Genomic DNA, 25,993 nt, shown 5'->3' on the forward strand with positions numbered 1-25,993 from the left:
TATGAGGGAGACCGGGGGAACTTCCGCATACTTCTCGGCGGACGATTGTTGGCGGGTACGGCTGTTCCAGGGGGAGGACCGCGGGGCGGCGCCGCTCGGCGCGGGGGTGCTGCTGTCCGGTGGGCTGGTGCTCACCTGCGCCCATGTCGTCCTGTCCGAGCGCCGTCCAGGAAGCGCCGGCGCGCCCCGGCCCTTGGAGCGGGTGTACGCGGAATTCCCGGGCGCGCGCTCCGCGGTGCCCGAGCCGCTGCGCGCCGAGGTGCTGGCCGAATATCTACGGCCGCCCACCTCGCACTTCAGCGCCGACCTCGCGCTACTGCGGCTGGCCGAGAGCCCACGGGTGAAGCCCGCGGTGCTCCACCGCCAGATCCCGGCGCGCGACGCGCTGGTGCACACGGTCGGCTATCCGGTGGATCTACCGGGCGGTGAGCACATCAACGCCCGGCTGATGGGGCGCGGCGGGCCCGGCCACGACCCCGAGTGGGTCCAGCTCGACCCCGAGTCCGCGCCCTACGCGGTCCGGCACGGGTTCAGCGGCAGCGGTGTGGTCCACAGCGGTACGGGCGGGGTCATCGGCATTCTCGTGGATCAGCACGGCACGGAGCGCTTTCCTGTCGCCCTGGGCCACGCCTATGTGATCCCGACCGAGACGATCCTGAGGCATCTGCCCACCGACAAGCTGGATCTGCTGGTGTCGGGACCACGCGCGGTCTCGCGCACCATTCCGCTCGCCCCCGGGCCGGGGAGTTCGGAGCGCGCCCTCGGGCTGCGCAGGACGATGACCCGGTGGCTCAGCGACGGCGGCCCCGTGAAAGGCACAGGCACCGCGGGCACGGCAGGCACGGGCACGGGAGCCCGGTCGGGAGCGCCGTCGGGGTCGGGCACGAAGACGGGAGCGGGAGCGGGGGCGGGGGCGCGTACGAGCGCACCGGGTGCGGGGGCCGGGGCTACGACCTCTCTCGACGTGGCCGCGGTTCCCGACCGCGTGGCGGAGCCCGTGGAGCTGGCCTTCGCCCATGACGGAGACCACGACGCCCTGTTCGCCATCCACTCGACACTCATCCTCGCCGATCGTGAGCGCAATCCGCGGGCGGTACGCACCGGTGGACCGATGGATCCGCAGGCGGGCTCGATCGATATCGCGCTGGACGCGACGGGCTGGACGGCCGAGCAGCTTGTCGCCCGCACGGCGGCCCGGGCCGGTCTGCGCGACCGTACGTCACCGGCCGCCGGAACCGCCGTACTGCTGGAGCGGATCGCCGAGGAGTGCCCGCCGCTCTCCGCCGCGTTCCTCTCCGTCGACCGGGTCGCCCCGGAGGGAGAGGCGGCCCTGCCCCTGCTCCGCGCTCTGCTGAAACCCGGCCACAGCAGACTGCTGCTCGTCTTCCGCGATCCCCACTCCCCACTGCTGGAGCGCGTCACCGGTGAACTGCTCGACCCGAGTTGGGCGGAACGTCGCGCGGCGGCCATCGCCGGGCGGCTGACCGTGCTCGCCGGTCTGGAGAGGAGGCGCCGCCGGCTCCAGCAGACGAGGACGGGGTGGCGGGCCGTGCGTGACCCCGAGTCGTCGGCAAGTCAGCTCGCGGCGCGACTGGCCGAGTTGCGCCAGGGAGACGTGCTGCGCAACAGCGCGGTCGTCGCGTACGAGCTGTTCCGGCTGACCACCGCTGTCGAGGACGCCGTACAGTCGCTCGATCTGCCGCACACTCCACGGGGATACGTCGTACTCCCGCCGGGCGACGGACTCACCGACCTCCCGCATGTCACCGTCGGCAATCCCGACGATTTCGTCGAGCCCGAGCCCGAGCCCGACCACCAGCCGGAGTACGGCGACGAGTTCGAAGCCCGGACCCGTCCGCCACGCGCGCCCGTCGCCGGGCCCGGGCCCGGTCCCGGTCTTGACTCCGATCCCGGTCTCGTACGCGGGCAGGAACTGCACCAGCAGTACCGGGTCGTCGGCCGGCTCGGCCAGGGCAGCTACGGGCAGGTGTATCTCGCCCGCGACCAGATGCTCGAAGAGCGGGCCGTGGCGCTCAAGGGCGTACGCGATCCCGACGATCCGAGCGCCACGAAGACCGCCCTGACGGAGCGTCTGCGGCTCGTCAGCCTCAACCACCCGTCGATCATCAAGGTCTTCAACTACGCCAAGCACCCCGGCCACCCGGCGAACACCGCGAAGTTCATCGTGATGGAGTTCGCCGACGGCGCGCCGCTGGCCTGGGTCGCCGAGCAGATCGCCCAGCGCGTCGCGCCGTTCCACGACTACCGTGTCCACGAGTTCATCGCCGTCTACGGGCTGCGCATCCTGCACGCGTTCACGTATCTGCACGTCGAGAGGGAGTTCGTCTACGGTGACCTGTCCCTCACCAATGTGATCCACTGCGGCGACGGCATCAAGCTGATCGATGTCGCCGGCGTGCGGAAGATCGGTTCCCCAGGGCCCGTGACCTATCCGGCCCCCGAGCTGCGCACCTCCACCAACATGACCGTATCGGCCGATCTGTATGCCGTCGGCGCCGTTCTCCAGGCGCTGCTCGACCGGGTCCCCGAGGACCCCTCCGGTCTCGGTACGACATCGCTGCGAAGGGCGCTGAGCCGCGCCATGGCGCCCCTGCCCGAGGAGCGGTTCGCCACCGCGGAGGAGATGTCCGTCCAGCTCCGCGGCGTACTGCGTGAGCTGCGCTCGCTGCGGATAGGAGAAGAGACGTTCGAGCCGTCACCGCTCTTCGCCGCGGCGCCCGCCGCCCTCGACGGCGAGCTCGGCAAGGCCCCGCCTCTTGAGCAGTGGCGACACGGCGGCAACGGCAAGCGCCGGCTGACGGCCTGGCCACCGAGACCCACGGAGGTCGCTCTTGGGCTGCCGGTCCCCAAACCGGACGACGCCGACGAGAACTGGACAGAGTTACAGCGCACTTCGTACGACGATCCGGCCGGACTGCTCCAGCTCAGCAGCGCCTGGGACGAGTCTCCCGAACGGGCCCTGCTGCGCTGCCGGCTCCATCTGGAAATCGCCCGCGACCATCCCGCCGAGGCCGTCAGGGAACGGGCCGCCGCCGAACGGGAGCTGACGCGGGCCCGGGTCGCCGTCGGCGCTCTCGCCGCGTACGACTGGCGGCTGCACTGGCATCAGAGACTGCTCCATCTCGCCCGTGACCGGGTGGAATCCGCGCTGAAGTGCTTCGACCGGGTCTACGCGGCGATCCCCGGTGAGTACGCGCCCAAACTGGCTCTCGGCTACTGCCACGAGGTGCTCGGCAGTCCGAAGGAGGCCATGGTGCTGTACGGGGCCGTGTGGCACCGCAATCACGCCCTGGGCGGCGCTGCCTTCGGTCTCGCCCGTATCCATCTCGCCGACCGGAAACCGCGGCTCGCCCTCGACTGCCTCGAAGCCGTCCCCGCCGATTCGCGCCATCGCACCGCCGCCCGGACGGCCATGGTGCGCATTCTCGCCGACCCGCCCGCCGACGGCTCGCCGCCGTCCGTGGCCTCGGCCAGACAGGCGTGGGTGGCCCTGCACCGGCTGACCCTGAAGGAGGGCCTGACCGACCGGCACGCGCAGGAACGGCTCCGCGCCGATCTGCAGGAGCTGCTGCTCCGGCTGGTCACGACCGCTCGGGAGAGTGAGCCGAGCCATACGGTTCGGGACCGCGGGAGACAGGGCCACGGCGGAAAGGCGCCGGAGGCGGCCGAAGCGGAGTCCGGGCCGCTGGCCACGCTCCACGCGGAGCTGGCGGAGCTGCCCGAGACGATCCCCGCCCCGGTCACGGCACGGGAACTGCGCGAACAGCTCGCGGCCTGCTATCTGCGGCTCTCCGAGCAAGTGCCGCTCACCGCACGGCCCGAGGACCGGGAGCTGGCCGAGGCCCTGGTCGACAACGCGTACCGCACCCGCCCCTACGCCTTCAGCCACCGCCGCGGTGAACCGCGCCGCGGCCTGTTCCGCGGCTGGCTCCGCGGCCGGTCCTCCGGCCCGGCGGGCGCCACCACGACCGGGGAGCGGAGATGAGCCGCCGATTCGGGCGCCGCCTCCGTGACCGGCCCGCCGGGGAGCCCGGCGGACGCGTCGCGCGGTCGTTCGCGCGCTTCTGGCGCCGAGTGAACTGGCGGGTCGCGGGGCGGGCGCTGTGGCGCTGGGCGTCCGGGCGCACACCCTCGGGCGACCGGCGGTCCACCGCGCAGTTCCTGCTAGGCCGGATGCTGCTGCTGCCCGCCGTCGCGTTCACGGTTCTCGCCCTGGCGGCCACGGCGTACTTCGACCTCCAGGGCCGTACGGGACAGCTCCGCGACCGCTACGCCCCGGCCCTGGTCGAACTGACCCATGCCAGGATCTCGCTGACGCTGGCGCGGTACGAGGCCGAGCGCCGGCTCGGCAAGGGCGGGGAAGAGCCACTGGCCCAGACCGCGCTCGTCGGGCTCGGCGAGCGGTACCCCTCCCTGCTGACCGAGGCGTCGCAGAGCCTGAACAACGCCGCGCAGACCAAGGCCCTGAGCAAGGCGCAGGACCAGGAGGTCCGGGTGATCTCGGGGCTGGTCGTCGCCTACGACGACTGGATCAACTGGGCCGACAGCCATTACGAGAGCGACGTACTGCGCGGCGCCGGCATGGAGTACGCGGCGGGCCTGCTGGGCAGCGGCACGGGTCCCATCGACGCCACCTCCCCGGCACTCCTCGATCGCATCAGGAGTCTGGAGGCGGACCTGCGTGCCGATGTGGACGACCTCTCGGCCTGGACCGCGCTGCCGGTGGGCGCGGCGTCGGCGGCGGGGCTGGCGGCGCTGGTCTTCACGCTCACCGTCGTGGGCACGCTCAACTTCGTCCGGGGCCAGCTGCGCATACGGAGCCCGCTGCTGACGGTGTACGCGGTTCCTGTCCTGCTGGTGCTCGTCGTGCTGGGATTCGGCGCCGCCGGCCAGCACCGCGCCCAGCTGCACGTACAGCGCACGGCCGAAAACCTCGGGGACATCGCGGTGCCGCACGCGGCCGGTGACGGGATCAAGAAAGAGATCAAGAGCGAGATCGACACCGACACCCTGATCGAGGAGGAGGACGAGCGGCTCGCCGCGAACCTGCGTGACACGCACCCGGGCGCCTCGGCGCCGGCCGCGGGTCTGGCCCTGGCCCTCGCCGGTGCGACCACCGTGGCCTGCGGTTTCACACTCTTCCACTACGGCCGGAGGCACTTGGCGATCCACTGGAGGTCCCCATGAGAACCACGAGCCCCCCGTTCCGCGCCGCGCTGGCCGGCTGCCTGCTCGCCATGGCCGCGCTCGTGTCGAGCGGCTGCTCGACCGAGGAGGACAGGACGCTGGTGGTGCTCGGCCCGTGGACCGACGGTGAGGAACAGCCTTTCGTGGACACGCTGAAGAAGATCAGTGAGCGGACGGGAGACACCTACGTCTACGAGGGCACGCGCTCCCTGCGCGAGACGCTCGTGGCCCAGCTACGGACGGACACCTCGCCCGATGTGGCGATCCTCAACGGCCAGGGCGAGCTGGCCGAGTACGCGCGCGACGGCGACGCGCGGCCGTTGCCGGAGGGCGTGGCGGGGGCGGCCATCGGACCGTGGTCACCGAGGATCACCCTCAAGGACAAGGACGGCGAGCAGCGCCAGCACTCGTACTGGGTGCCGGTGCGGGTCGACCTCAAGAGCATCGTATGGAGCCGTCCCGATGACAGGGACGCGGCCGGGGACCCCACGTGGTGCCTGGGCATGGCATCGGGCGCCACATCCGGCTGGCCGGGCACGGACTGGATCGAGGATCTGCTGCTCCAGCGGTACGGACCGTCCGTGTACGAGCGATGGGCCACCGGCGATCTGGAGTGGGACGACGGACCGGTGAGGGAGGCATGGCGGTCCTGGCGGACGCTGCTGACGGCGGGCGGTGGCAACGCGGGCAAGGAGGCGCTCGCCACCTCCTTCCAGGGCCGGCACGGCCTGTTGAACAGTGGCGACTGCACCCTGGAGCACCAGGGTTCCTTCATCCGCCGCCACTACGGCAATGACGTACTGCCCGCGCCCACCTCCGACATCGTCCCCGGTCTGCCGGCCCCTCAGAAGGCGTTCGAGGTCTCGGGCGACATGGCGGCCGTCTTCACACCGAGCGACGCGGCCTGGAAGCTCATGGGGCAGCTGACATCGCGGGAGACCCGTGACGACTGGGCCGCCGCGGCGAAACCCGCGGAGCGCCCCATCTTTCCGGACCGCACGGCGGGCCCAGGAGCCCTGACGGCGGGCACCGCGAAGGTCCTGGAACTGTTCCGGGAGGCGGACGAGCTCTGCTTCGACGCCTCCGACGCCATGCCGTCGACGCTCCGAGGGGCCTTCCAGCGGGCCGTACTGGAATTCCTCCAGAACCCGCGCGACGACAAGCTGCTCGACGGACTGCTGCGACAGCTGGAGGCGGAACGGCGGTTGCAGCGGGAGGCGGGCGCCTTCGCCATAGACCATCTGTGCGGGGGGCTCCCGGACGGCTGAGCCGGCCCGCGGCGTACAGCGCGCCGACGGGTTCCCGTGGGCGTGCCCCGGCGCGCGGGCGTGTCAGTCCGGGGCGCGCGGCGTACGGACGTACGCTGAGCCGGCGGCCCGGCCGGATCTCGGGTGTCGCACCACGAGGACGGCACAGAGGCCGGTGCCCGGCGCGCCAACGGTCCGCGGCCCTTCCCTCTCGGCCCCGGAGGCGTCCTTGCGGTTCAGCTCACCCTCGCCGCGTCTGTTCAGCCGGATTCCGCTGGCCGGGCGCTATCCCGCGGCGGTGGCGCTCTCCCTGCTCGCGCTGAGCCCGTATCTGATCCTCACCACGGCCACCGCCCTGATGGAACCGCGGATCATGGGAGACATCGGCGCGACGCGCTTCGAGCTCCAACTCGCGAGTGGCATGTCGAACGCGGCGTACGCGTTCGGCGCGGTGGCCGCCGCGGACCTCGTCCAGCGTGTGGCGCGTCGCCGGATCTACCTCATCTGTGAGGCGGGCTTCGTGCTCAGTTCGGTGCTGGCGCTCAGCGCGCCGAACGCCGGCCTGTTCACGGCCGGAGTGGTCCTTCAGGGCCTGTTCACCGGCATGCTGCTGGTCTCGGCGCTGCCACCGCTGGTTACGGGACACCCCGTCGAGCGGCTTGCCACGACCGGGGCCGTTGTCAGTCTCGGGCTGTTCGGCATGGTGGCGTTCGGGCCGCTGGTGGGCGGGCTCGTCGGCAGCCTGGGTGGCTGGCGAGGACTGTTCGCCGGCCTCGCCGCGCTGGCGGCGATCGGACTGACGATCGGCGCCCTGACGTTCGAGGGCAACGAACCACCCGCCCGCAGGGCACGGTTCGACTGGACCGCCATTCCGCTCGCGCTCGCCACCACCACGCTGCCGTTCTTCGGCGTCTCGTGGCTGACCCGTGGCTCGTTCAGCGACCCCGCGTTCTCCGTGCCGGTCGTGTGCGGGCTGATCTGCGGAGTGCTCCTGGTGGGAGGTCAGTACAGAAAGACCACTCCGCTGATGCCGGTGCGGCCCATCAGCAACACACTGCCGGTCGTCGGAATGGCCAACGCGATGCTCGTCGGCGCGTGCTTCACCTCGCTGCTGGAACTGACCGAGGCCTTTCTGACCAGGGAGGCGCACTACGCGCCACTGCGCGTCGGGGTCCTTGTCACGCCCCAGATCGTCGGCGTGTTCGTGGCCGCCGTACTGTTCCGGCGGCTGGTGTCGACCCGCTGGACCCCGCATCTGGCCCTCTCGGGCACCATCAGCCTGGCGATCGGCGCCGGGGTCCTGCTGACCGCGTCCACGACGAACGCCTCCGCGGTCGTCCCCGTCGCCGCGCTCTTCCTGGGGTTCGGCGCGGGCGCGGGCGTGACGCCCGGACTGTTCCTGGCCGGGTTCTCCGTACCGTCGGCACAGATCGGCCCGACCTTCGCCCTGGTCGAACTGCTGCGCTCGGAAGCGGCGTTCCTGGTCGGGCCGGTCCTGCTGCATCTCGCCCTGACCATCGGCCTGGCCGAAGGCTTCCACTTCGTCGTGGCGATCACACTCGCGCTCACCGTCATCGGCGCGCTGCTCCTGGTGGGCCTCTACGCCCTGGGCGGCGCCCGTCCCGAGCCACCGGACCTGGAATCCTGGCTGTCCGGACCCTCGACGGCCTACCACTCACCGGCTCTGCTCGCCGCGATCCGTAAGACCTGAGCGGCCGAGTGGGGCGCATCCAACGGGATGCGCCCCCGAGCCGGTTCAGGGCGAGCGGTTCGCGGCGGGCGGCGGGCGGGCGACCGCGTCAGCCGGCTTCCGGCGCCTCCAGCAGACCGCGGACCTCTTCCGCGGTGGTTTCCTGGAGCTCTTCCGAGAGGAGCAGCCAGCGGGTGATGCCGGCCGCTTCGAGGAACGGCAGATCGTGGCAGGCGATCAGGAGCGCGCCCTCGTACGACGCGAGCGCGCTCGTCAGCTGCCGCACACTCGACGTGTCGAGGTTGTTGGTCGGTTCGTCCAGCATCAGCAGCTGCGGGGCGGGCGCGGCGAGCATCATCGCCGCGAGCGCGGCCCGGAAGCGTTCTCCGCCGGAGAGCGTGCCCGCCTGCTGCTCGGCGCGCGCACCCTTGAACAGGAATCGCGCGAGCTGGGAGCGGATGTGGTTGTCGGTCACCCCGGGAGCCAACCGGGCCACGTTCGCCGCGACGCTCAGCTCGTCGTCCAGCACATCCAGACGCTGCGGCAGAAACCGCACCGGTACGAACGTCCTGGCCTCGCCGGACAGCGGGGCCAACTCCCCGGTGAGCGTACGCAGCAACGTGGTCTTGCCCGCGCCGTTGCGCCCGACCAGCGCGATCCGCTCGGGCCCCCGCACCTGGAGGTTCCCCTCGCGCAGCCCCCCGAACCGGGGCCGCAGCTCACGCAGGCTCAGGACGGTGCGGCCCGCGGGCACGGCCGTATGAGGAAGGCTCACACGGATCTCCGCGTCATGACGGATCGCGTCCGAGGCCTCCTCCCGGCGCTCGCGCGCCTCATTCAGCCGGTCCTCGTGCAGGCCGCGCAGCTTGTCGCCCGATTCCTGCGCGTTACGTTTCCGTTCGCCCGCCACGATCCTCGGGGCCCGCCGCTGCGCGTCCATTTTCTTGCTGTGCCGCTGGCGCCGGGCAATCTTGACCTGGGCCTCTTCCAGCTCACGCTTCTGCCGGCGCACGTCCGCCTCGGCGGCCCGCAGCATCCGCCCGGCCGCTTCCTGCTCGGTGGCCAGGGCTTCCTGATAGGCGGACCAGCCGCCGCCGTACCAGCTCACGGAGCCGGCGCGCAGTTCGGCGATACGGTCCACGCGTTCGAGCAGTTCGAGGTCGTGGCTGACGATGACGAGTACGCCGGAGCGCCAGGAGTCGACGGCCTCGTACAGTCTGCGGCGCGCGGACAGGTCGAGGTTGTTGGTCGGCTCGTCCAGCAGGAGGATGTCGGGACGTTCCAGCAGCAAGGCGGCCAGCCGCAGCAGGACGGTCTCCCCGCCGGACATCTGGCCGACGGTACGGTCGAGTTCGACGTCGCCGAGGCCGAGGGAGCCCAGGGTCGCCAGAGCACGTTCCTCGACGTCCCAGTCGTCGCCGATCGTCTCGAAGTGTGTTTCGCGGACGTCGCCGGCCTCGATGGCGCGCAGCGCGCCGCGCCGCTCGGCGATGCCCAGGGCCTCGTCGACGCGCAGGGCGGTGTCGAGGGTGACGTTCTGGGGAAGGTGGGCGAGGCTGCCGCCCGCGCTCACCGACCCCTGGGAGGGGCGCAGCAGGCCGGCCAGGAGCCGAAGCAGTGTGGATTTGCCCGCGCCATTGGCACCGACGAGACCGGTGCGGCCCCGGCCGATGGTGAGGGACAGCCCGTCGAGGACGGTGGTGCCGTCGGGCCACTGGAAGGACAGAGCGGAGCAGGTCAGGGAGGTGCTGGGGGCGGTGGGTGTCGCCATGGGATCTCTCGCAGTCGAAAGCGCGGTGGACGGGGGGCTTCGTATGCGAGCACCACGCGGCGACCAAACCGGGAAAAGGAGGGTGCGGCGGTCCGAGAGATGGAGAGGACGGCCCTGCACCGAGGTCGCTTCCACGCGGGTGTCACGGGCGGCACGAGTGCCGCTACGGCGTGACAGACGTACGGCGAGAGCCGTACGGCGCGGTGATCGCGAACCTCAGATGCGCAACGTCCACCTCAATCGGAGACAACAGGACCGTGAAAAACCATAACGACCCGTCCGGCGAAAGGCAAAGCTTTTGCGTGCGGCACCCAGGGAGCGGGCTGTGGGCGCGGCGGTCCTACTGGTGCCCGGTAGCTCACCGCTCCTCGGCCCGCTGGAGTCCACCGGGATCGGCCGGTCGGCCGTACGGATTGTTGTGCCGGGGCCCATGGGGGTACGTGGCCCCTGATCGCGAGCTCGCGGGCCCCCGTGAATCCGCGACGATCCATCACCCCCGAGAACCCGGAATCCGAGGGAGCCGCTGTGAAGTTCGGCGTATCGACCTTCATCACCGACCAGGGCATCGCACCCACCCCGCTGGGGCGCGCGATCGAGGAGCGAGGGCTTGACTCCTTGTTCATCGCCGAGCACACCCATATCCCGGCGGACCGCCGTACGCCGTACCCCGGCGGCGGCGAGCTGCCGGAGATCTACTACCGCACTCTCGACCCGTTCGTCGCGCTCAGCGCGGTCGCCGCGGTGACCGAGCGGATCCTGCTGGGCACCGGCATCGCACTGGTGGTCCAGCGGGACCCGATCATCACGGCCAAGGAGGTGGCATCCCTGGACCTCGTCTCCGCCGGGAGATGTGTCTTCGGGGTCGGCATCGGCTGGAACGAGGAGGAGATGGAGAACCACGGCGCGAACCCGCGCACCCGGGGCCGCCTCGTGGACGAGCGGCTCCAGGCCATGCGCGAGCTGTGGACGAAGGAGAAGGCCGAGTTCCACGGGGAGTTCGTCGACTTCGATCCGGTCTACTCGTGGCCGAAGCCGGTCCAGCGCCCCCACCCGCCCATCTACGTGGGCGGTGGCGAGGGTGCCTTCAAGCGCGTGGCCGCCTTCGGCGACGCCTGGCTGGCCAACAGCACGGGGGCCGGGGAACTCGCCCCGAAGATCGAGCGGATGCGAGGCGTCGCCGGCCGGGACGTGCCCGTGACCGTCTACGCGGTGGAGAAGGAGCCCGAGATCGTCGAGCAGTACACCCGGCTCGATGTGGAGCGGCTGCTCTTCTATCTGCCGACGATGCCGGAGGCCGGGACGCTGGCATACCTGGACGAGATCGCCGGCGTAGCGGAGCGCTTCCGGTGAGCCGTCGGATGCCGCGATGCCGAGCATGACGAGCGGCGGGGCCCGGGAACACTTCGCCCGGGCCCGGATCGCCCGGCTCGCGACCGTCGAAGCCTCCGGCCGCCCGCATCTGGTACCCGCGGTCTTCGCGCTCACCGGCGACACCCTGGCCTTCGCGGTGGACCACAAGCCGAAGCGGTCGACCCGGCTGAAGCGGCTGGTCAACATCCGCGCCCACCCCGAGGTCTGTCTCCTCGTCGACGGCTACGACGAGGACTGGGACCGCCTGTGGTGGGCGCGCGCGGACGGAACAGCCACCGTTCTGCCACCGGCCGCGGACTCGGCGGCGTCCGCGCGGTACGTGAGCCTGCTGACGCGGAAGTACCAGCGGCAGTACGCCGACCGCCCGCCGGAAGGACCCGTGGTGGAGATCGCGGTGACTCGCTGGTCCGGATGGCACGCCACCTGAGAGGAGGCCCGGGCACCGGATCACAGCGGCAGCCGCTTGTCCTGTTCTGATGGGCCGAGCGGGTGACATAGCACCGGATCCTGTCGAAAAGGCGGTATACCAGGGCATGCATCCGATGTTCGCTTCACCCGACGTAGGGAGCTCACATGCGTATCCGTACGGCGCTCGCCGCCACCGCCCTCGCCGCCACCGCTCTGCTGGGCGGCGCCGGTTCGGCGTCTGCCTGGGACGGTCACGAGGCGTCCGCCGCGGCAGGCCACTTCGGGGCGGAGGGCGGCTCGGGTCACTACGAAAACCTGGGCGGCGACGCGGGAATCACCGAGGCCGGGTTCTCGGCGTTCCAGGTCGAGACCTGGTTCGGTTTCCTCCACTTCTGACATTCGCCCTGCCGTTGCTGCCCCGCCCTCTGCGCCGAGCGCAGAGGGCGGTTGGCGTTTTCGCGCACGCTCCTCAGAGACAGTCGATCCGGTCAGTAGACGCTGACGCCATACGCGTTCAGCACCGGGATGATGGGCTGGAAGTACGACGTTCCGCCGCTTGAGCAGTTTCCGGTGCCGCCCGAGAGCACCCCGATGGCGCGGTCGCCGGAGTAGAGCGCTCCGCCGCTGTCGCCGGGCTGTGTGCAGATGTTGGTGGCGATCAGGCCGGTGACGATGTCGCCGCTGCCGTAGTTGATCGTGGCGTTGAGGCCGGTGACGACACCGCTGACGACGCCGGAGACGGCGCCGCGGAAGGTGACGGCCATACCGATGGTGGCCTGGGCCGCGCCGGTGATGTCGACGCTTCCGACCGTGCCGGAGGCGGGGACCCCGGGGTTGGTGTAGCGCACGAGGCCGTAGTCATGGGTGGGGAAGCTGGACCCGACGGTGGAGCCGATGAGCGTGGTCCCCGTGGCGTTGGTGTACCAGGTCGACCGGCCGCTGGTGCAGTGTCCCGCGGTCACGAAGTAGTACGTACTGCCGCTGACGACATTGAAACCGGCCGAACAGCGCGCGCCAGTGGAGTAGATGGCGTCACCGCCGGAGAGCTGGGTCGAGAGCCGGCCGGGTGAGTGCTCGATGCGCAGCGCGTCGGCGTTGGGGCCCGCCGCCCGCTCGATCGCGGCGGTGCGCGCGGGCGATACGGTGCTGTCCGCGGTGACGACCACGGTGTCGGCCGCAGGGTCGGCGTACCAGGCGGTGCCCGCCACACCGGCGTCCAGGACCGCGTCGGCGGTGGCGGCGAGCCTGTTCGCGGCGGGTACGTCGGTGACGGTCACGGCGTCGGCGGCGGGGACCGCGAGTGCGACGGCTGCGGCCAGCCCCGTGGCGACGGCGAGCAGACGGGGACGTCCGGGTACGCGAGCGTGGCGAAAGGTGTGGGTGATCCTCACTTGGCGTGTCTCCCGGGGAATCGGGGGCCCTCCGAGGGATGCGGGCCCGTGAGGCGCGGCGTGGGCGGCCGTGCGCCCCGGCCGGACCGCGCGCCCCCGGCCGGTGTTGCTCGGGAGTATCGGGGGCCTCAACTCGCCGCGCAAGGGCGGCTTTTGGCCGTGGAGTCGCTTCGTCCCCGCGCTTCCGTCGCGTCGCGTCGGGGCGGCATCACATAGGCGTCACGTCTCGCCGCGTCGGCATCACCTCGGCGTCGCGTCGGCACGGCTCGGAGACGGAGCCGATTGGCGTGGCACGGAGCCGGGGAGAGATCATCGGGGCGTAACACGCCGCCCTCGCGGCCCTGTTGGGCCCCTCGGCGGAATGGGGCTAGGGAGGGATTCCGTATGCAAAGAACGCTGAGCGCGCGACTGCGGTACTGGTTCGACGGGACGATGGACCGTGGCACACCCGCGCTGATCGGCTGGCTGGGGCTTGCCTCGCTGGGGCTGATCACCCTGGTCTCCAGTGTGGTGGTCGTCGCGGCGCACGAAGACACGGAAGAGAACGGCGGCTGGCCGGGCGTCGTCTGGATGAGTCTGCTGCGCACCCTCGATCCGGGCACGATGGGCGGGGACACTGGGCAGCCGCTGTTTCTGATCCTCATGCTGACAGTGACCATCGGAGGGATCTTCATCGTCAGCGCGCTCATCGGTGTGCTGACGACCGGTCTGGAGACCCGGATCCAGGAGCTGCGCAAGGGCAAGTCACGTCTGATCGAGCACGGGCACACCATCGTACTGGGCTGGTCGGATCAGATCTTCACCGTGATCGCCGAGTTGGCGGAGGCCAATCAGAGCGAGCGCCGGTCCTGTGTGGTGATCCTCGCCGACCGGGACAAGGTCGACATGGACGACGAGATCCGGCGGCGGATCCCGGACACCGGGAAGACGCGGGTCATCTGCCGCTCCGGCAGTCCACTGCAACGCGGCGATCTGGAGCTGGTGAGTCCGGACACCGCCAAGGCGATCATCGTGCTGCCGCCCGTCGGGGACGACAGCGATATCGATGTCATCAAGGTGCTGCTGCTCCTGAACAACCGAACATGGCGCGGGGCGCGCCCGAATGTGGTGGCGGCCGTGCAGAACTCCCCGAATCTGGCCGCCGCCCGGCTGGCCGCGGGCGAGACCGCGCTGGTGATCGATGTCGACGACATCGCCGTACGACTGATCGTGCAGTCCCACCGGCAGTCCGGGCTGTCCACCGTCTTCAACGAACTGCTCAGCTTCATAGGCAATGAGATCTACCCCTGGGCCGAACCGGGGCTGACCGGTTCCACCTACGGGGAATCTCTGAACGCGTTCGAGCTCGGCGTACCCATCGGACTGCACCGCGAGGACGGGGAGATACTCGTCAACCCGGCCATGGACACGGTCATGGAGGGCGGAGACCGGCTGCTGGTACTCGCCGAGGACGATCTGCTCATCAAGCGGGCGACCGTACGGCCCGTGGTCCCGCGGTCGGCGATCAGGACCGCCCAGGTGCGGTCCCCCTTACCGGACCGGACATTGGTGATCGGCTGGAACCCGCGAGCCCCGAAGATCATTTCACTGCTCGACCGTCTCGTGAAGCCGGGATCCGTGGTGGACGTCGCGGCCCCACGGCGACCGCTGGAGGACATGAACGGGCGGTGGGAGAACCTGACCGTCGGCTTCAAGCACTGCGACCCCATCCACCGGCCGTCGCTGGAGGCCCTGGGGCTGGACAGCTACCGCCATGTCGTGGTGCTGACGGACGACGCGATCGACCCCCGACGGGCCGACGACCGTACCTTGGTCACCCTGCTGCATCTGCGCGACATCGAGATCCAGCTCGGCGATCCGTACTCGATCGTCACCGAGATGAACGACGACGCCAACCGCGAGGTCGCGCAGGTCACCAAGGCTGACGACTTCATCGTCAGTACGAAAGTGATCAGCCTCCTGCTCACCCAACTCAGCGAGAACCGGGATCTGTACGCGGTGTTCGCCGACCTCTTCGACCCCAAGGGTTCGGAGATCTACCTCAAGCCGGCGCCGAGCTATCTTGTCCCGGGTGCCGAGGCGAACTTCGCCGCCGTGATCGTGGCCGCCCAGCAGCGCGGCGAGACGGCCATCGGCTACCGGCTGGCACAGCGGAGCGACGAGCCGCCGCTCTACGGTGTGCATCTCAACCCCTCCAAGACCGCGCCCCTGGTCCTGTCCGAGGGCGATACGGTCGTGGTCCTCGCCGAGGACTAGGGCGTGTCTTCACAGTCCCGCCGCCGGATTCGGCCGTGTTCGTGATCACCTGTTCGGGGCCGGCGGGCGCGACCGCCTCGCGCAGTTCGACGCCGCGCTGTTCGAGCGCCCGTACCCGGGTGACCGGCTACGGCGACGGTATGGCCGAACGTGTCGCCGCACTGGCCGGGGGCCGCGTCGACCGCGCTCTGGACACGGCCCCGACCGGCGGCCGGATCGACCGCGCCGACCAGGCCGCCCCGGGCGGCGGCTCGCTGCCGTCCCTGATCGAGCTGACCGGGGACCCCGATCGCGTCCTCACCGTCCGCGGGTCAGCCCCGGCGTTCCGTCAGCGTCAGCAGCCGTCGTGCGTCGGCGACGACGGCCGCGTCCACGAAGCGGCCGTCGGGGAGCGCCAGGGCGCCCGCGTCCGCCGCCGCCGTCCGGACGATCTCACGGGCCGCCGCCACCTCCGGCTCCGTCGGCAGGAAAGCCTCCTCGATCACCGGGAGTTGCCTCGGATGGATCGCCGTGCGGCCCAGGAAGCCCAGCGCGCGGCCCTCGGCGCAGGAGCGGGCCAGGCCCTCGGTGTCGCGGACGTCCGGGTACACCGACTGCGGCGGGGGCGGCAGTCGCGCCGCCCGCGCCGCGACCACCGCGCGACCGCGCGGCCAGGCGAGGCCCGCCGCGTCCGTGACGCCGAGCTCGGCGCGCAGGTCCGCCTCGCCGAGCGCGATGCCGTGCACACTCGGATGGCCCGCGATCGTGTAGGCGTGCTCGATGCCGAGCGCCGACTCCAGCAGGGCGTACAGGGGCGGCACTTCGACCGCCCAGTCCAGGACGCGGGTGAGGTCGTCCGGGCCGGTCACCTTCGGCAGGCGCAGCGCGTCCAGGCCGGGCAGCGGGGTGAGACGGCGTATCTCCCGCTCCGCGAGGGGACCGTCGAGGGCATTGACGCGGACATGGACCGGCACCTCGTGCTTGTCGGCGAGGAGTTCGGCGGTCGCGTCGAGCGCGTAGCCCTTGCGGTCGGGGGCGACGGCGTCCTCCAGGTCGACAAGCACCACGTCGGCCCCGGAGCCGAGGGCCTTGGCGACGACGCCGGGGCGGTCACCGGGAACGTACAGCCAGGTCAGATACGCGTGGTCGGTCACACCGCACCTGCCGAGCGCAGCGCGGTGATCTCCGTGTCCGTCAGGCCGATTCCGCTGAGGATCTCGTCCGTGTCCGCGCCGTGCGGGCGCCCCGTCCACTTGATGGAGCCCGGGGTCTCGGAGAGCCGGAACAGGACGTTCTGCATCTTCACCGTGCCGAAGTCCGGGTCGGGGAGCTCGGTGATCGAGTCGAGCGCCCGGTACTGCTCATCGGCCATCACATCGCGGATGTCGTAGATCGGGGCGATGGCCGCCTCCGCCTTCTCGAAGGCCGTCACGACCTCGTCGCGGGTGTGCGCCGCGATCCACGAACCGACCGCCTCGTCCAGCTCGTCGGCGTGCGCGGCACGGCCTGACCCCGTGGCGAACCAGTCCTCGTCGATGAACCCGGGCCTGCCGACCAGACGCATCACACGCTCCGCGATCGACTGCGCGGAGGTCGAGACCGCGACCCACTTGCCGTCGACGGTGCGGTAGGTGTTGCGCGGCGCGTTGTTCGCGGAGCGGTTGCCGGTGCGCTCCTGTACGTAGCCGAGCTGGTCGTACCAGAGGGGCTGGGGGCCGAGGATCGTCAGCATCGGCTCGATGATCGCCATGTCGACGATCTGGCCGCGGCCCGCCTCGTCCCGGCCGCGCAGGGCGGCCATCACCGCGTACGAGGTGGAGAGCGCGGCGATCGAGTCGGCGAGGCCGAACGGCGGCAGTGTCGGCGGACCGTCCGGCTGCCCGGTGATCGCGGCGAAGCCGCTCATCGCCTCGGCCAGGGTGCCGAATCCCGGGCGCCTGGAGTACGGGCCGAACTGGCCGAAGCCGGTGATACGCGCCAGGACGAGACGGGGGTTGGCGGCCGACAGCTCGTCCCAGCCGAGGTTCCACTTCTCCAGGGTGCCGGGGCGGAAGTTCTCGATCAGGACATCGGACTCAGCGACCAGTCTGAGGAGTACCTCCCGGCCGCCGGTGGTGGACAGGTCGAGCGTGATGTTCTTCTTGTTGCGTCCCAGCAGCTTCCACCACAGGCCGATGCCGTCCTTCGACGGGCCGTGGCCGCGGGACGGGTCCGGCTTGCGGGGGTGCTCCACCTTGATCACCTCGGCGCCGAAGTCACCGAGCATCGTGGCGCACAGGGGACCGGCGAAGAGCGTCGCCAGATCGAGGACACGCAGGCCCGCCAGCGGGCCGTCGTGCCGGGGTGGCCGGGGGAGCGAGGTCTCGTTCATCGTGCCTTCCGTACGTTGACGACCGGGGTCAAGGCGACCGGGGTCATGGTGGCCGGGCCGAGGGCGGTCGGACGTGTCATGCGCGGGCCTCCAGGGTGAGGCGGGCCAGTTCGTCGAAGCCGATGCCGTCGAAGCCGCCGACCGTGGTGGCGAGGCGGTTCTTCAGCGGGACCGTCCAGCGCTCACCGAGCGCTCCCGGGCTGCCCGCGAGCAGGCCCGCGATCGAGCCGGCGGTCGCGCCATTGGAGTCCGTGTCCCAACCACCCGACACGGCACGGCAGATGGAGCCGGTGAAGTCGCCGTCGGCGTGGGTGAGCGCGGCGGCGAGCAGGGCGGCGTTCGGCAGGACGTGCACCCAGTGGTGGTCGTGGGCGTAGCGGGCGTGCAGCGCGTCGACGACCCGCTCGAAGCCGGCCGGAGTGCCGGTGGGTTCCGCCCGCGCCGTCTCGGTGCCGAAGCGGATCGCCCGCGCGTAGCGGGAGTCCGGCGGGATGTGGGCCAGGGCGGTCGCGAGGGTTTCGTGGACCGTGGTGGGGGCGGGGCCGGCCGCGTGCGCGATCGCCGCCGCCACGAACATCTCGCCGTACACGCCGTTCGCCGTGTGGGACAACATCGCGTCCCGGCGGGCGAGTTCGGCGGCCTTCGCCGGGTCGCCGGGGTGCGTCCAGCCGAAGATGTCCGCCCGGATCTGTGCGCCGATCCACTCGCGGAACGGGTTGTGGTGTGTCGCCGTGTGCGGTGGCTCCAGGCCGTCCAGGAGGTTGCGGTAGGCGATGCGTTCGGCGGTGAACGTACGGGCCGCCGGGAGTTCGTCCAGCCACAGCTTCGCCACGTCGCCCGTGGTGAAGTCGTGGCCGTGGCGCTGGAGCAGCAGCAGGCCCAGGAGCGGGTAGTTGAGGTCGTCGTCCTCCGGCATGCCGTCGATGTTCTCGGCGAGGGAGGTGGGGCGGGAGCGGCGGTTCCAGGGGTACGCCGCCGCGATCCGCGGGTCCAGGTCCCGTTCGGTGAACCAGGTGCCCAGGGGCCAGTTGCCGGTGTCGCGGGCGATGGCGCGGATACCGTCGAGGGGGAGTTTCTCCACGGGCTTGCCCAGGACGCAGCCGACGGCCCGGCCCAGCCAGGCCGCGTGCAGGCGCTCCGTCTCCGATCGCGGGTCGGGGTCCGGTCCCGGGTCCGAGTCCGGTCCCGGCTCCCGTCTCGACTCTGATTCCGGTCCGGGTTCCGGTTGCCGCCCGTACGGCCTGCCCTCACGTACCGTACCGATCTGGAACACGGCCGGTTCCACTGCCGCGAGGGGGGACGGGAGCCGTGCCAGCTCGTCCAGCAGCTCCTGGGCGAGCGCCCTGAGTTCGGGGGAGGCCGGGTCCGGTGACGCGCCGGCTCGCTCCGGCGCCGGATGGCCGCCCGCCGCGATCCAGCGGCGTTCGACGTCCGTCGCGTCACGGCCGTCCTGGGCCGCCTGGCGCAACTCGTGCCCGACCAGATCCTCCGGCTGTACCCACGTCAGACGCAGCATCAGAACCCCGCGAGCGTCGTGAAGGCGGCCTCATGGGCCCGGCGCCGCTCCAGGTCGCGGGCGTACACCTCGCGTGTGACGCGGGCGAGGGAGAGCGCCGGGGCGTGCAGATCCAGCCTGCTGGCCCGCGCGATCTCCGTGCTCCACTCCTTGGGCACGGCGCCCTCGCCGTACAGGGCACCGACGATCGCGCCGCTCATCGTGGCGATCGAGTCGCAGTCGCGGCCGTAGTTGACCGAGCCGAGCACCGTGTGCCGGAAGTCGCCGCGGCCGACCAGCAACATGCCCAGGGCGATGGGCAGTTCCTCGATGGAGTGCAGCCGGGAGGGGCGGCGGGCGCCGAGAGACGGCTTGCGGTACTCGGGGCCGACCGTGTCGAACGGAGCCACGGCCTCGCGCAGCGGCGCCAGCGCGTCCTCGAAGTCGTCATGGTGCGCCGCCACCTCGCACACCGCCTCGATCGCGGACCTCGTACCGTCCTTCGCTAGCTTCAGGACATCCTCGACGACGGATTCGGGCGTGGCGCCCGGTGTGAACGCCGAGGCCACCGCCGCCGCGAAGACACCCGCCGCCTCGCGGCCGTACGACGACTGGTGCGCGCCCGCGACCTCCAGCGCCTCCTCGTACGCCTTCAGCGGGTTGCCCGCGTTGACCACGCCGACCGGCGCCATGTACATCGCCGCACCGCAGTTGACGATATTTCCGACGCCCGCCTCACGCGGGTCGACATGTCCGTAGTGGATACGGGCGACGATCCACTTCTCCGCGAGGAAGATGCGCTGGAGCGGCAGTGCCTCGGCCTCCAGCTCCGGGATCCACCGGGGGTTGGTGATCAGGTCAGGGACCAGATGGTCGGCGACCGCGTACGCGTCGAGGTGGTCGCGGACCTTCTCGTAGACACGGATCAGGGCGTGTGTCATCAAGGTGTCGTCGGTGACATGGCCATCGCCCTTGTGGTACGGCGCGATGGGCCGCGCGGTCTTCCACTCGTCCTTGTGGAACGGCTCCACGATGCCGCGCACCCGGCCGCCGTGCCGCTCGGCGATGGCCTCCGGGGTCCAGCCCTCGACCGGACCGCCGAGCGCGTCGCCCACGGCGGCTCCGACGAGGGCGCCGGCGGTGCGGTCCTCCAGGGACGGAATGGGACTCGTCGGGTTGCTGGACGTGGTCATGCGGGGATTCCTTCGGGAGAGGGGGAGACGGTCGGGCTGCTCATGGTGGCCAGGCGCTCCGCCAGGCCGATCAGGTCGGTACCGGCCAGGCGCGGCAGCGCGCAGCCCGCGAGTGTGCGGCAGGCCGCACGCCAGCTCTCCGGGAACGCGTCACCGCCGCCGAGCGCGCCGGTGAGGGCACCGGCCAGGGCGGGCGCCGAGTCGGCGACGCGGGAGAGACAGGCCGCGGTGGGGACCGCCTCGCTGACGGCGCCGGCCGCCGCCGTGGCGACGGCGAGGGCGACGGGCACCGTTTCGGCCGCGGCGATGCCATAGCTGTAGACGTGGTCGACGATCTCGTGTTCCAGCACGGGTACGAGGGCGAACGCGTTGCCGGGCAGGCCGGGGTGCGCGGTCACCGCGGTGCGGGCCAGGCCGACGGCGCGCACCGCGTTGCGGTGGATCTCGGTGCCCTCGGGCAGTTGGGCGAGGGCCGCGTCCACACAGCTGTCGACGGGCGCGCCGCCGAGCGCCGCGGAGACGGCCGCCGCCATGGCGCGGGCGCCGTGCACACCGTCGCCGTCCTGGGTGTAGCGCGCGTCGAACTCGGCCAGATCAGCGGCGAGTCGCGGCTCGCCCGGGTGTACGACCGCGAGGACCGCGGCGCGTACGCAGGCCGCGTCATCGAAGTAGTGCGGGTTGTCGTGACCCGTCGCGGGAGGCCGTAGACCCGCGGCGAGATTGCCCAGGCCGGCCCGTACGGAGATACGGGCGCGCAGCGGCATCTCGGCCGACTCGATCTCGTCCGCGCGGTCCGCCGCCGCCGCTATCTCGTCCGCGAGGGTGTTCCACGCGAGCGAGAGCGCGGAGCGTACGCGCTGGTCGGCGGGGAGGTCCCCGAGACCGTCGGCGTAGGCGCCGAGAACGGAGAGCGCGGTGAAGGCCGCCCACTCCGCGTCGTCGGACGGGCCGAGGCGCAGCGGCTCAGGGGGCTGGTTCAGTGCGATCGGCACCGGCAGGGTGGTCGTCGCGTTCTGTTCGGCGAAGGTGTCCAGTTCGCGGGTGAGGCGGCGCGTCCAGTCGGGCAGCCGGGCGGCGCGGTGCCGACCGGAGGGCCAACCGGCGGCGTCACCCGCGGCGATGCCGAGGAGCAGGCCCTCGATCCGGTGGGTGGCGTCCGCTGGTGCGGGGAGCATGAGAGCGAGGGGCCTTTCGGTGGTACTGGGCGGTACGACGGCGCTGTCCCGGTGTCCGGATCCGTGCGGATCGACCGGACAGGACCTGGTCACGCCGTCGTCCCGGGCCGGTCCTGTGCGGTGGGCGTCAACCGGTCCGCGATGTCGAGGATGTGCCGGCCGGCCATGGAGGGGAGACAGCTGCCGCGTACGGGGCCGATGGTGCCCGCCCAGTCGGCGGGGATCGCGGACTCGCCGCGCAGGGCGCCGGCGAGGGCGCCCGCCACGGCGGCCGTGGTGTCGGCGTCGCGGCCCATGTTGACGGCGATCAGGACCGACTCGCGGAAGTCGCCCCTGGCCACCGCGAACGCGCCGAACGCCAGGCCCACCGCCTCGGGCGCCAGATCCGTCCATGGATAACCCCCGATGACGACGGCCTTGCGCACCCCTCGCTCCCGCGACAACTGAGTGCTGCCGGGATCACGGCGAGCCCGGCGCGCCGCCGACACCGCGCGGTGCAGTGAGCGGGCCGTCCACGAGTCGTCCGGTACGACGGAGAGCGCGGCCTGCACGACCGCGTCCGGGGTGTGGCTGACCATGGCCGCGGCGACGCCCGCCGCCACCGCCCGGCCGCCGAGGATGCCTTCGCCGTCGTGCGACACGGTGCCGTCGATCGCGACCAGACGGGCCGCCTCGGCCGGACGCCCCGCCGCGTACACCCCGAACGGCGCGGCGCGCATGGCGAGACCGTCACTCCAGGCGTGCCTGTGCTGAGCGGAGATGGGGGCGGCGAGACCACGGCGCAGGTTCTCCAGGGTGCCGCGCTCGCTGAACCCGGCTCCCTTGAACGCCCCTTCGTCACGGTCGGCGATCCCCTCGTGCCAGGCCGCCTCGACATGGGCCATGGTGAGAGCGGAGCCGTGGTCGGCCAGGAGCAGACCCGAGAAGATCGCGTACTCGGTGTCGTCCGTACCGGCCGGGTCGTCCGAGACGAAGCCTTGGATACGGCCCCAGCGCTCACGGATCTGGGAGGGCTTCATGTTCTCGGCCGGTGCGCCGAGCGCGTCGCCGACCGCGAGGCCGAGCAGGGCGCCGCGAGCGCGATCCCGGAGCGGAACAGCGGCGGCGGACGCGGGCCGGGAGAAGGGGGCGGTACGGCGCCCGCGGGCATCCGGCGCGCCCTCGGCCGACGGGGCGGGATCGGAGTCGAGGCTGACACTCATGCTGGGTTCGTGCTCTTTTCTGGGGTTGTGCTCGGGTTCAGCGCTGATAACGGTCGAGGATGCGGTTTCCGTCGTCCGCCAGGCGTTCTCGCAGTTCCGCGATCCCGAACGCGTTGTTGTAGTACTCCTGGTAGGCGGGGGTGGCGATCTTGTCCTTCCACTCCGCGTAGCCGCGCACCCCGAGCACCGGGGACGCGCGCAGACCGGCCGCGATGGTGGCGCCGGTCCTCCATCCATAGGTGTCGGTGTTGAGGGACGGGTCCTTGAGGGCCTGGGTACTCGTGGGCAGCAGCCAGTCACCGCGCGCCAGTCGCAGTTGGTGCTCGGGCTGGTTGAGGAAGGCGATGAAGTCGACCGCCGCCCGCTTGTGCGGGCTGTCCTCGGCGACCGAGAGGGTCTGCGGGATCGTGCCCTGCGTCGGCTCCCCCTCGCCGGTGGGCATCGGCAGGACCGTCCAGTCGAAGCCCTTGGGAGCCTGCTGCTGGACCTGCTGGCGGAAGGAGAAGTTGAGCGGCACCATCGCGTAGCGGCCGGCGAAGAAGCCGGGCAGTGTGTCCGACCCCGACATGCCGAGGCCGTTCTTGGGCGCGGTTCGGTCCTCGTTGACCTGTCGGTCGATCAGCCGTGCGACGGACGAGTCGGCGTTGTCGTAGCGGATCTCGTTCTTGCCGTCCGTGTCCTTGTAGAAGATCTTGCCACCGGTGGACAGCGACAGGTTGACGGACTGGGCGACCGGCTCCTTCATGGACCAGGCCACGCCGTACTGGTCGGTCTTGCCGTCGCCGTTCCTGTCGCGTGTCAGCTTCTTGCTGACGTCCTCGAACTCGCCCCAGGTCCAGGGATGCTGGGCCGTGGGGACGCGGACCCCCGCCTGGCGGAGAAGTTCCGTACTGGCGATGAGGACGCGTGGCTCCTGGACGAACGGGACGCCATACGTCCCCTTGCCGTAGGTCGTGGTGTCCCACGCGGCCTTCGGGATGTCCTCACGCAGCGACGCCGGCAGATAGTCGCCGAGGTCGGCGAGGTAACCGCCGTTCGCGAAGTCCGTGAGGTCGGAGGCGTCGTCGTGGATGATGTCGGGAGCCTCACCGCCCTCGAAGGAGGTGAGGAGCTGGTCGTGGATGTTGTCCCAGCTGCCCTGTACGTATCTGACCTGGATATCCGGGTGGGTCGCGTTCCACTGCCGCACGAGCGCCTTGTTGGCGTCGACGGACTCCTTCTGCCAGGCCAGGCTGAGGAAGTCGAGGGTGATCCGGCCGTCGGAGGAGTCAGGCCCCGAGCCGCTGCACCCGGCGACCAGGGTCAGCGCGAGGGCCGAGGCCGCACAGGCGCTCAGCCGCTTCGTACGGATACGCATCAGCCCTTCACCGCCCCGCTGAGCATGCCGCCCACGAGCCGGCGCTGCAGCAGCGCGAAGAAGAGCAGGCTGGGGATGGTCGCGAGGACCGAGGCCGCCGCCAGCGGGCCCAGGTCCGCCACGCCCTCGGCGCCGATGAAATGGGTGAGGATCACGGACATCGTCTGGTTCTCCGGAGACTTGAGGAGCACGAGGGCGAAGAAGAACTCGTTCCAGGCGGTGACGAAGGAGAACATCAGCGTCGCCACCAGGCCGGGCGCGAGCAGCGGCAGGACCACGCTGACGAGCGTGCGCAGCCGGCCCGCGCCGTCCATCGCCGCGGCCTCTTCGAGGGAGCGCGGCACCGACTTGACGTAGCCCTGGAGCATCCACAGCGAGAAGGGCAGATTCCAGACGACGTACACGATGATCAGGCCGGCGAGGCTGTTGATCAGGTGCAGATTCTTCAGGACCAGGAACAGCGGGATGATCACCAGTACGAACGGGAACATCTGGCTCACCAGGATCCAGACGGTGCCCGCCTGGCTGACCCGCGTTCTGTAGCGGACCATCACATACGCGGCCGGGACGGCGATCGACACGGAGATGACCGAGGCGCTGACCGCCACGAGAAGGCTGTTGAGCGCCGAGTGGAGCAGCGGCTGCGCCTCGAACGCGGCGCGGTAGTTGCCGAGACCGGGGTCGACCGGCAGCCACGTCGGGTTGATCGAGCCCAGCTCCTGGGGCGACTTGAAGGACGTGGACACCAGCCAGAGGAGCGGGAAGGCCAGGAAGACCAGGAAGCACAGCAGCGCCAGGTACTGGCCGGTGCGGCCCGCGGCACGCAGGGCCCGGATCTTGGGCCGGGCCTTGGAGGGGGCCGCGGGCGGGGCCGTGGGCAGGGCCTTGGGCGGGGCAGACGTCGCGCTCATGCCGCGTCCTCCTTCAGCTTCTTGCGCAGGAACAGGGTGAGCAGGACCGCGATCACGGCGACCATGACCAGCCCCATGGCGGCCGCGTAGCCGAACTGCCCGTACTTGAAGGCCTCTTCGTAGGCGAAGAGCATCGGGAGCCGTGTCTGCCCGCCCGGTCCGCCCTGTGTGAGGACGTACACCAGGCCGAAGGAATTGAAGTTCCAGATGAAGTTCAGCGAAGTGATCGCGAGGACGACCGGCTTGAGCGCGGGCCAGGTGACCGTGGTGAAGCGGCGCCAGAGGCCGGCGCCGTCCAACTGGGCGGCCTCACGCAGTTCGTGCGGAACGTTCTGCAGACCGGCCAGGAGTACGACCGTGGTCTGCGGCATGCCCGCCCAGACGCCGACGGCGATGACCGCGGGCAGCGCGTAGGAGAGATCGGCGAGCCAGTCCACGTTCTCGTGGATGAGGCCGAGCTGGGTGAGTGTCTTGTTCAGGACACCCGCGTCGGAGTGGTACACGAGCCGCCACATGATGCCGACGACGACCTCGGGCATCGCCCACGGTACGAGCGCCAGCGTCCGGGCGAGCCAGCGGAAACGCAGATTCTGGTTGAGCAGCAGCGCGAGACCCATGGCCAGCACGAACTGCAGCGCCGTCACGGACACCGCCCAGACGAGACCGATGCGGAAGGACTCCCAGAACAGCGAGTCGTGGCGCAGGTCGAGAAGGTTGTCCAGCCCGATGAACTGGGTGGCCGCCGTACGTCCCGCCTGCGCGTCGGTGAACGCGAGCGAGACGCCGTACAGGAGCGGGCCCACGCTGAGTACCAGGATCGGGATCAGCGCGGGAAGCAGCAGGAACCAGGCGTCCCGGTCCAGGCCGAGGGCCTGTCTGCGCTGGGCGGGGGTGCGGGGCGGTGGGGTGCCGCGGCTGCCCGGGACGGCCTTGGCCCGGGAGGCGGTGAGACTCATGGGGACCTTGTC

At 71.1% G+C, this 25,993-nt stretch carries 19 protein-coding genes and 1 pseudogene; 9 read left to right on the plus strand and 11 right to left on the minus strand.

What is annotated here, in order from left to right; translation table 11 throughout:
* Position 1: 1 nt before the first annotated feature.
* The 4 genes from AB0M67_RS14875 to AB0M67_RS14890 all read left to right on the plus strand — a co-directional run bounded on the left by AB0M67_RS14875 (position 2) and on the right by AB0M67_RS14890 (position 8,166).
* On the plus strand, positions 2-4,006 hold the full coding sequence (locus AB0M67_RS14875; RefSeq protein WP_365745750.1) for a tetratricopeptide repeat protein: 4,005 nt from the start codon (positions 2-4) through the stop codon (positions 4,004-4,006).
* Entirely contained in the window at positions 4,003-5,208 is a 1,206-nt protein-coding gene (locus AB0M67_RS14880; protein ID WP_365745751.1) for a hypothetical protein, read from the plus strand. Before AB0M67_RS14875 ends, AB0M67_RS14880 begins: the two co-directional genes overlap by 4 nt.
* Positions 5,205-6,476: an extracellular solute-binding protein gene (locus AB0M67_RS14885; RefSeq protein WP_365745752.1), complete on the plus strand. Its 1,272-nt coding sequence runs from the start codon at positions 5,205-5,207 to the stop codon at positions 6,474-6,476. Before AB0M67_RS14880 ends, AB0M67_RS14885 begins: the two co-directional genes overlap by 4 nt.
* Positions 6,477-6,684: 208 nt before the next feature.
* Positions 6,685-8,166 (plus strand): MFS transporter, encoded by a 1,482-nt coding sequence (locus AB0M67_RS14890; RefSeq protein ID WP_365745753.1) that lies wholly within the window; start codon positions 6,685-6,687, stop codon positions 8,164-8,166.
* A gap of 88 nt (positions 8,167-8,254) precedes the next feature.
* On the opposite strand, the gene AB0M67_RS14895 is transcribed toward AB0M67_RS14890, so the two are convergent.
* The gene (locus AB0M67_RS14895) at positions 8,255-9,916 is read right to left on the minus strand and encodes an ATP-binding cassette domain-containing protein (RefSeq protein WP_365745754.1); all 1,662 of its coding nucleotides are present in this window, start codon (positions 9,914-9,916) and stop codon (positions 8,255-8,257) included.
* 525 nt (positions 9,917-10,441) lie between these two features.
* Here AB0M67_RS14895 and AB0M67_RS14900 point away from each other — a divergent pair.
* The 3 genes from AB0M67_RS14900 (at position 10,442) to AB0M67_RS14910 (ending at position 12,091) form a co-directional block, all read left to right on the plus strand.
* Positions 10,442-11,266 carry an LLM class F420-dependent oxidoreductase gene (locus AB0M67_RS14900; protein WP_365745755.1) on the plus strand — a complete coding sequence of 275 codons (825 nt, stop codon included), beginning with the start codon at positions 10,442-10,444 and terminating at the stop codon, positions 11,264-11,266.
* Between the two features lie 16 nt (positions 11,267-11,282).
* On the plus strand, positions 11,283-11,714 hold the full coding sequence (locus tag AB0M67_RS14905) for a TIGR03668 family PPOX class F420-dependent oxidoreductase (protein WP_365745756.1): 432 nt from the start codon (positions 11,283-11,285) through the stop codon (positions 11,712-11,714).
* A gap of 146 nt (positions 11,715-11,860) precedes the next feature.
* Positions 11,861-12,091 carry a hypothetical protein gene (locus tag AB0M67_RS14910; protein ID WP_365745757.1) on the plus strand — a complete coding sequence of 77 codons (231 nt, stop codon included), beginning with the start codon at positions 11,861-11,863 and terminating at the stop codon, positions 12,089-12,091.
* 92 nt (positions 12,092-12,183) lie between these two features.
* Here AB0M67_RS14910 and AB0M67_RS14915 read toward each other — a convergent pair whose 3' ends face one another.
* On the minus strand, positions 12,184-13,086 hold the full coding sequence (locus tag AB0M67_RS14915; protein ID WP_365745758.1) for a S1 family peptidase: 903 nt from the start codon (positions 13,084-13,086) through the stop codon (positions 12,184-12,186).
* A 384-nt stretch (positions 13,087-13,470) separates the two neighbouring features.
* Here AB0M67_RS14915 and AB0M67_RS14920 point away from each other — a divergent pair, with 384 nt between their 5' ends.
* Both AB0M67_RS14920 and AB0M67_RS14925 read left to right on the plus strand, forming a co-directional pair.
* A complete protein-coding gene (locus tag AB0M67_RS14920; RefSeq protein WP_365745759.1) occupies positions 13,471-15,342 on the plus strand; it encodes a potassium transporter TrkA in 1,872 nt (623 codons plus the stop codon).
* Positions 15,343-15,464: 122 nt separating this feature from the next.
* Positions 15,465-15,647: pseudogene (locus AB0M67_RS14925) on the plus strand (NADP-dependent oxidoreductase); the annotation flags it as partial.
* A 6-nt stretch (positions 15,648-15,653) separates the two neighbouring features.
* Here AB0M67_RS14925 and AB0M67_RS14930 read toward each other — a convergent pair.
* From AB0M67_RS14930 to AB0M67_RS14970, 9 genes are all read right to left on the minus strand, one after another.
* Complete coding sequence (locus AB0M67_RS14930; protein WP_365745760.1) at positions 15,654-16,475, minus strand: CoA ester lyase; 822 nt, start codon at positions 16,473-16,475, stop codon at positions 15,654-15,656.
* Positions 16,472-17,692 (minus strand): CoA transferase, encoded by a 1,221-nt coding sequence (locus AB0M67_RS14935; protein WP_365745761.1) that lies wholly within the window; start codon positions 17,690-17,692, stop codon positions 16,472-16,474. Before AB0M67_RS14935 ends, AB0M67_RS14930 begins: the two co-directional genes overlap by 4 nt.
* A gap of 76 nt (positions 17,693-17,768) precedes the next feature.
* Positions 17,769-19,208, minus strand: a complete 1,440-nt coding sequence (locus AB0M67_RS14940; protein ID WP_365745762.1) for an ADP-ribosylglycohydrolase family protein — start codon at positions 19,206-19,208, stop codon at positions 17,769-17,771.
* On the minus strand, positions 19,208-20,380 hold the full coding sequence (locus AB0M67_RS14945) for an ADP-ribosylglycohydrolase family protein (RefSeq protein WP_365745763.1): 1,173 nt from the start codon (positions 20,378-20,380) through the stop codon (positions 19,208-19,210). The genes AB0M67_RS14940 and AB0M67_RS14945 overlap by 1 nt, the downstream gene beginning before the upstream one ends.
* The gene (locus tag AB0M67_RS14950) at positions 20,377-21,555 is read right to left on the minus strand and encodes an ADP-ribosylglycohydrolase family protein (RefSeq protein WP_365745764.1); all 1,179 of its coding nucleotides are present in this window, start codon (positions 21,553-21,555) and stop codon (positions 20,377-20,379) included. The genes AB0M67_RS14945 and AB0M67_RS14950 overlap by 4 nt, the downstream gene beginning before the upstream one ends.
* An 89-nt stretch (positions 21,556-21,644) precedes the next feature.
* Positions 21,645-22,757: an ADP-ribosylglycohydrolase family protein gene (locus AB0M67_RS14955; RefSeq protein WP_365745765.1), complete on the minus strand. Its 1,113-nt coding sequence runs from the start codon at positions 22,755-22,757 to the stop codon at positions 21,645-21,647.
* Between the two features lie 37 nt (positions 22,758-22,794).
* A complete protein-coding gene (locus AB0M67_RS14960) occupies positions 22,795-24,114 on the minus strand; it encodes a sugar ABC transporter substrate-binding protein (RefSeq protein WP_365745766.1) in 1,320 nt (439 codons plus the stop codon).
* Positions 24,114-25,025, minus strand: a complete 912-nt coding sequence (locus AB0M67_RS14965) for a carbohydrate ABC transporter permease (RefSeq protein ID WP_365745767.1) — start codon at positions 25,023-25,025, stop codon at positions 24,114-24,116. The genes AB0M67_RS14960 and AB0M67_RS14965 overlap by 1 nt, the downstream gene beginning before the upstream one ends.
* Positions 25,022-25,981 (minus strand): sugar ABC transporter permease, encoded by a 960-nt coding sequence (locus tag AB0M67_RS14970; RefSeq protein WP_365745768.1) that lies wholly within the window; start codon positions 25,979-25,981, stop codon positions 25,022-25,024. The genes AB0M67_RS14965 and AB0M67_RS14970 overlap by 4 nt, the downstream gene beginning before the upstream one ends.
* Positions 25,982-25,993 lie beyond the last annotated feature (12 nt).

This window comes from Streptomyces sp. NPDC051662 (assembly GCF_040681655.1).
Taxonomy (GTDB): Bacteria; Actinomycetota; Actinomycetes; order Streptomycetales; family Streptomycetaceae; genus Streptomyces.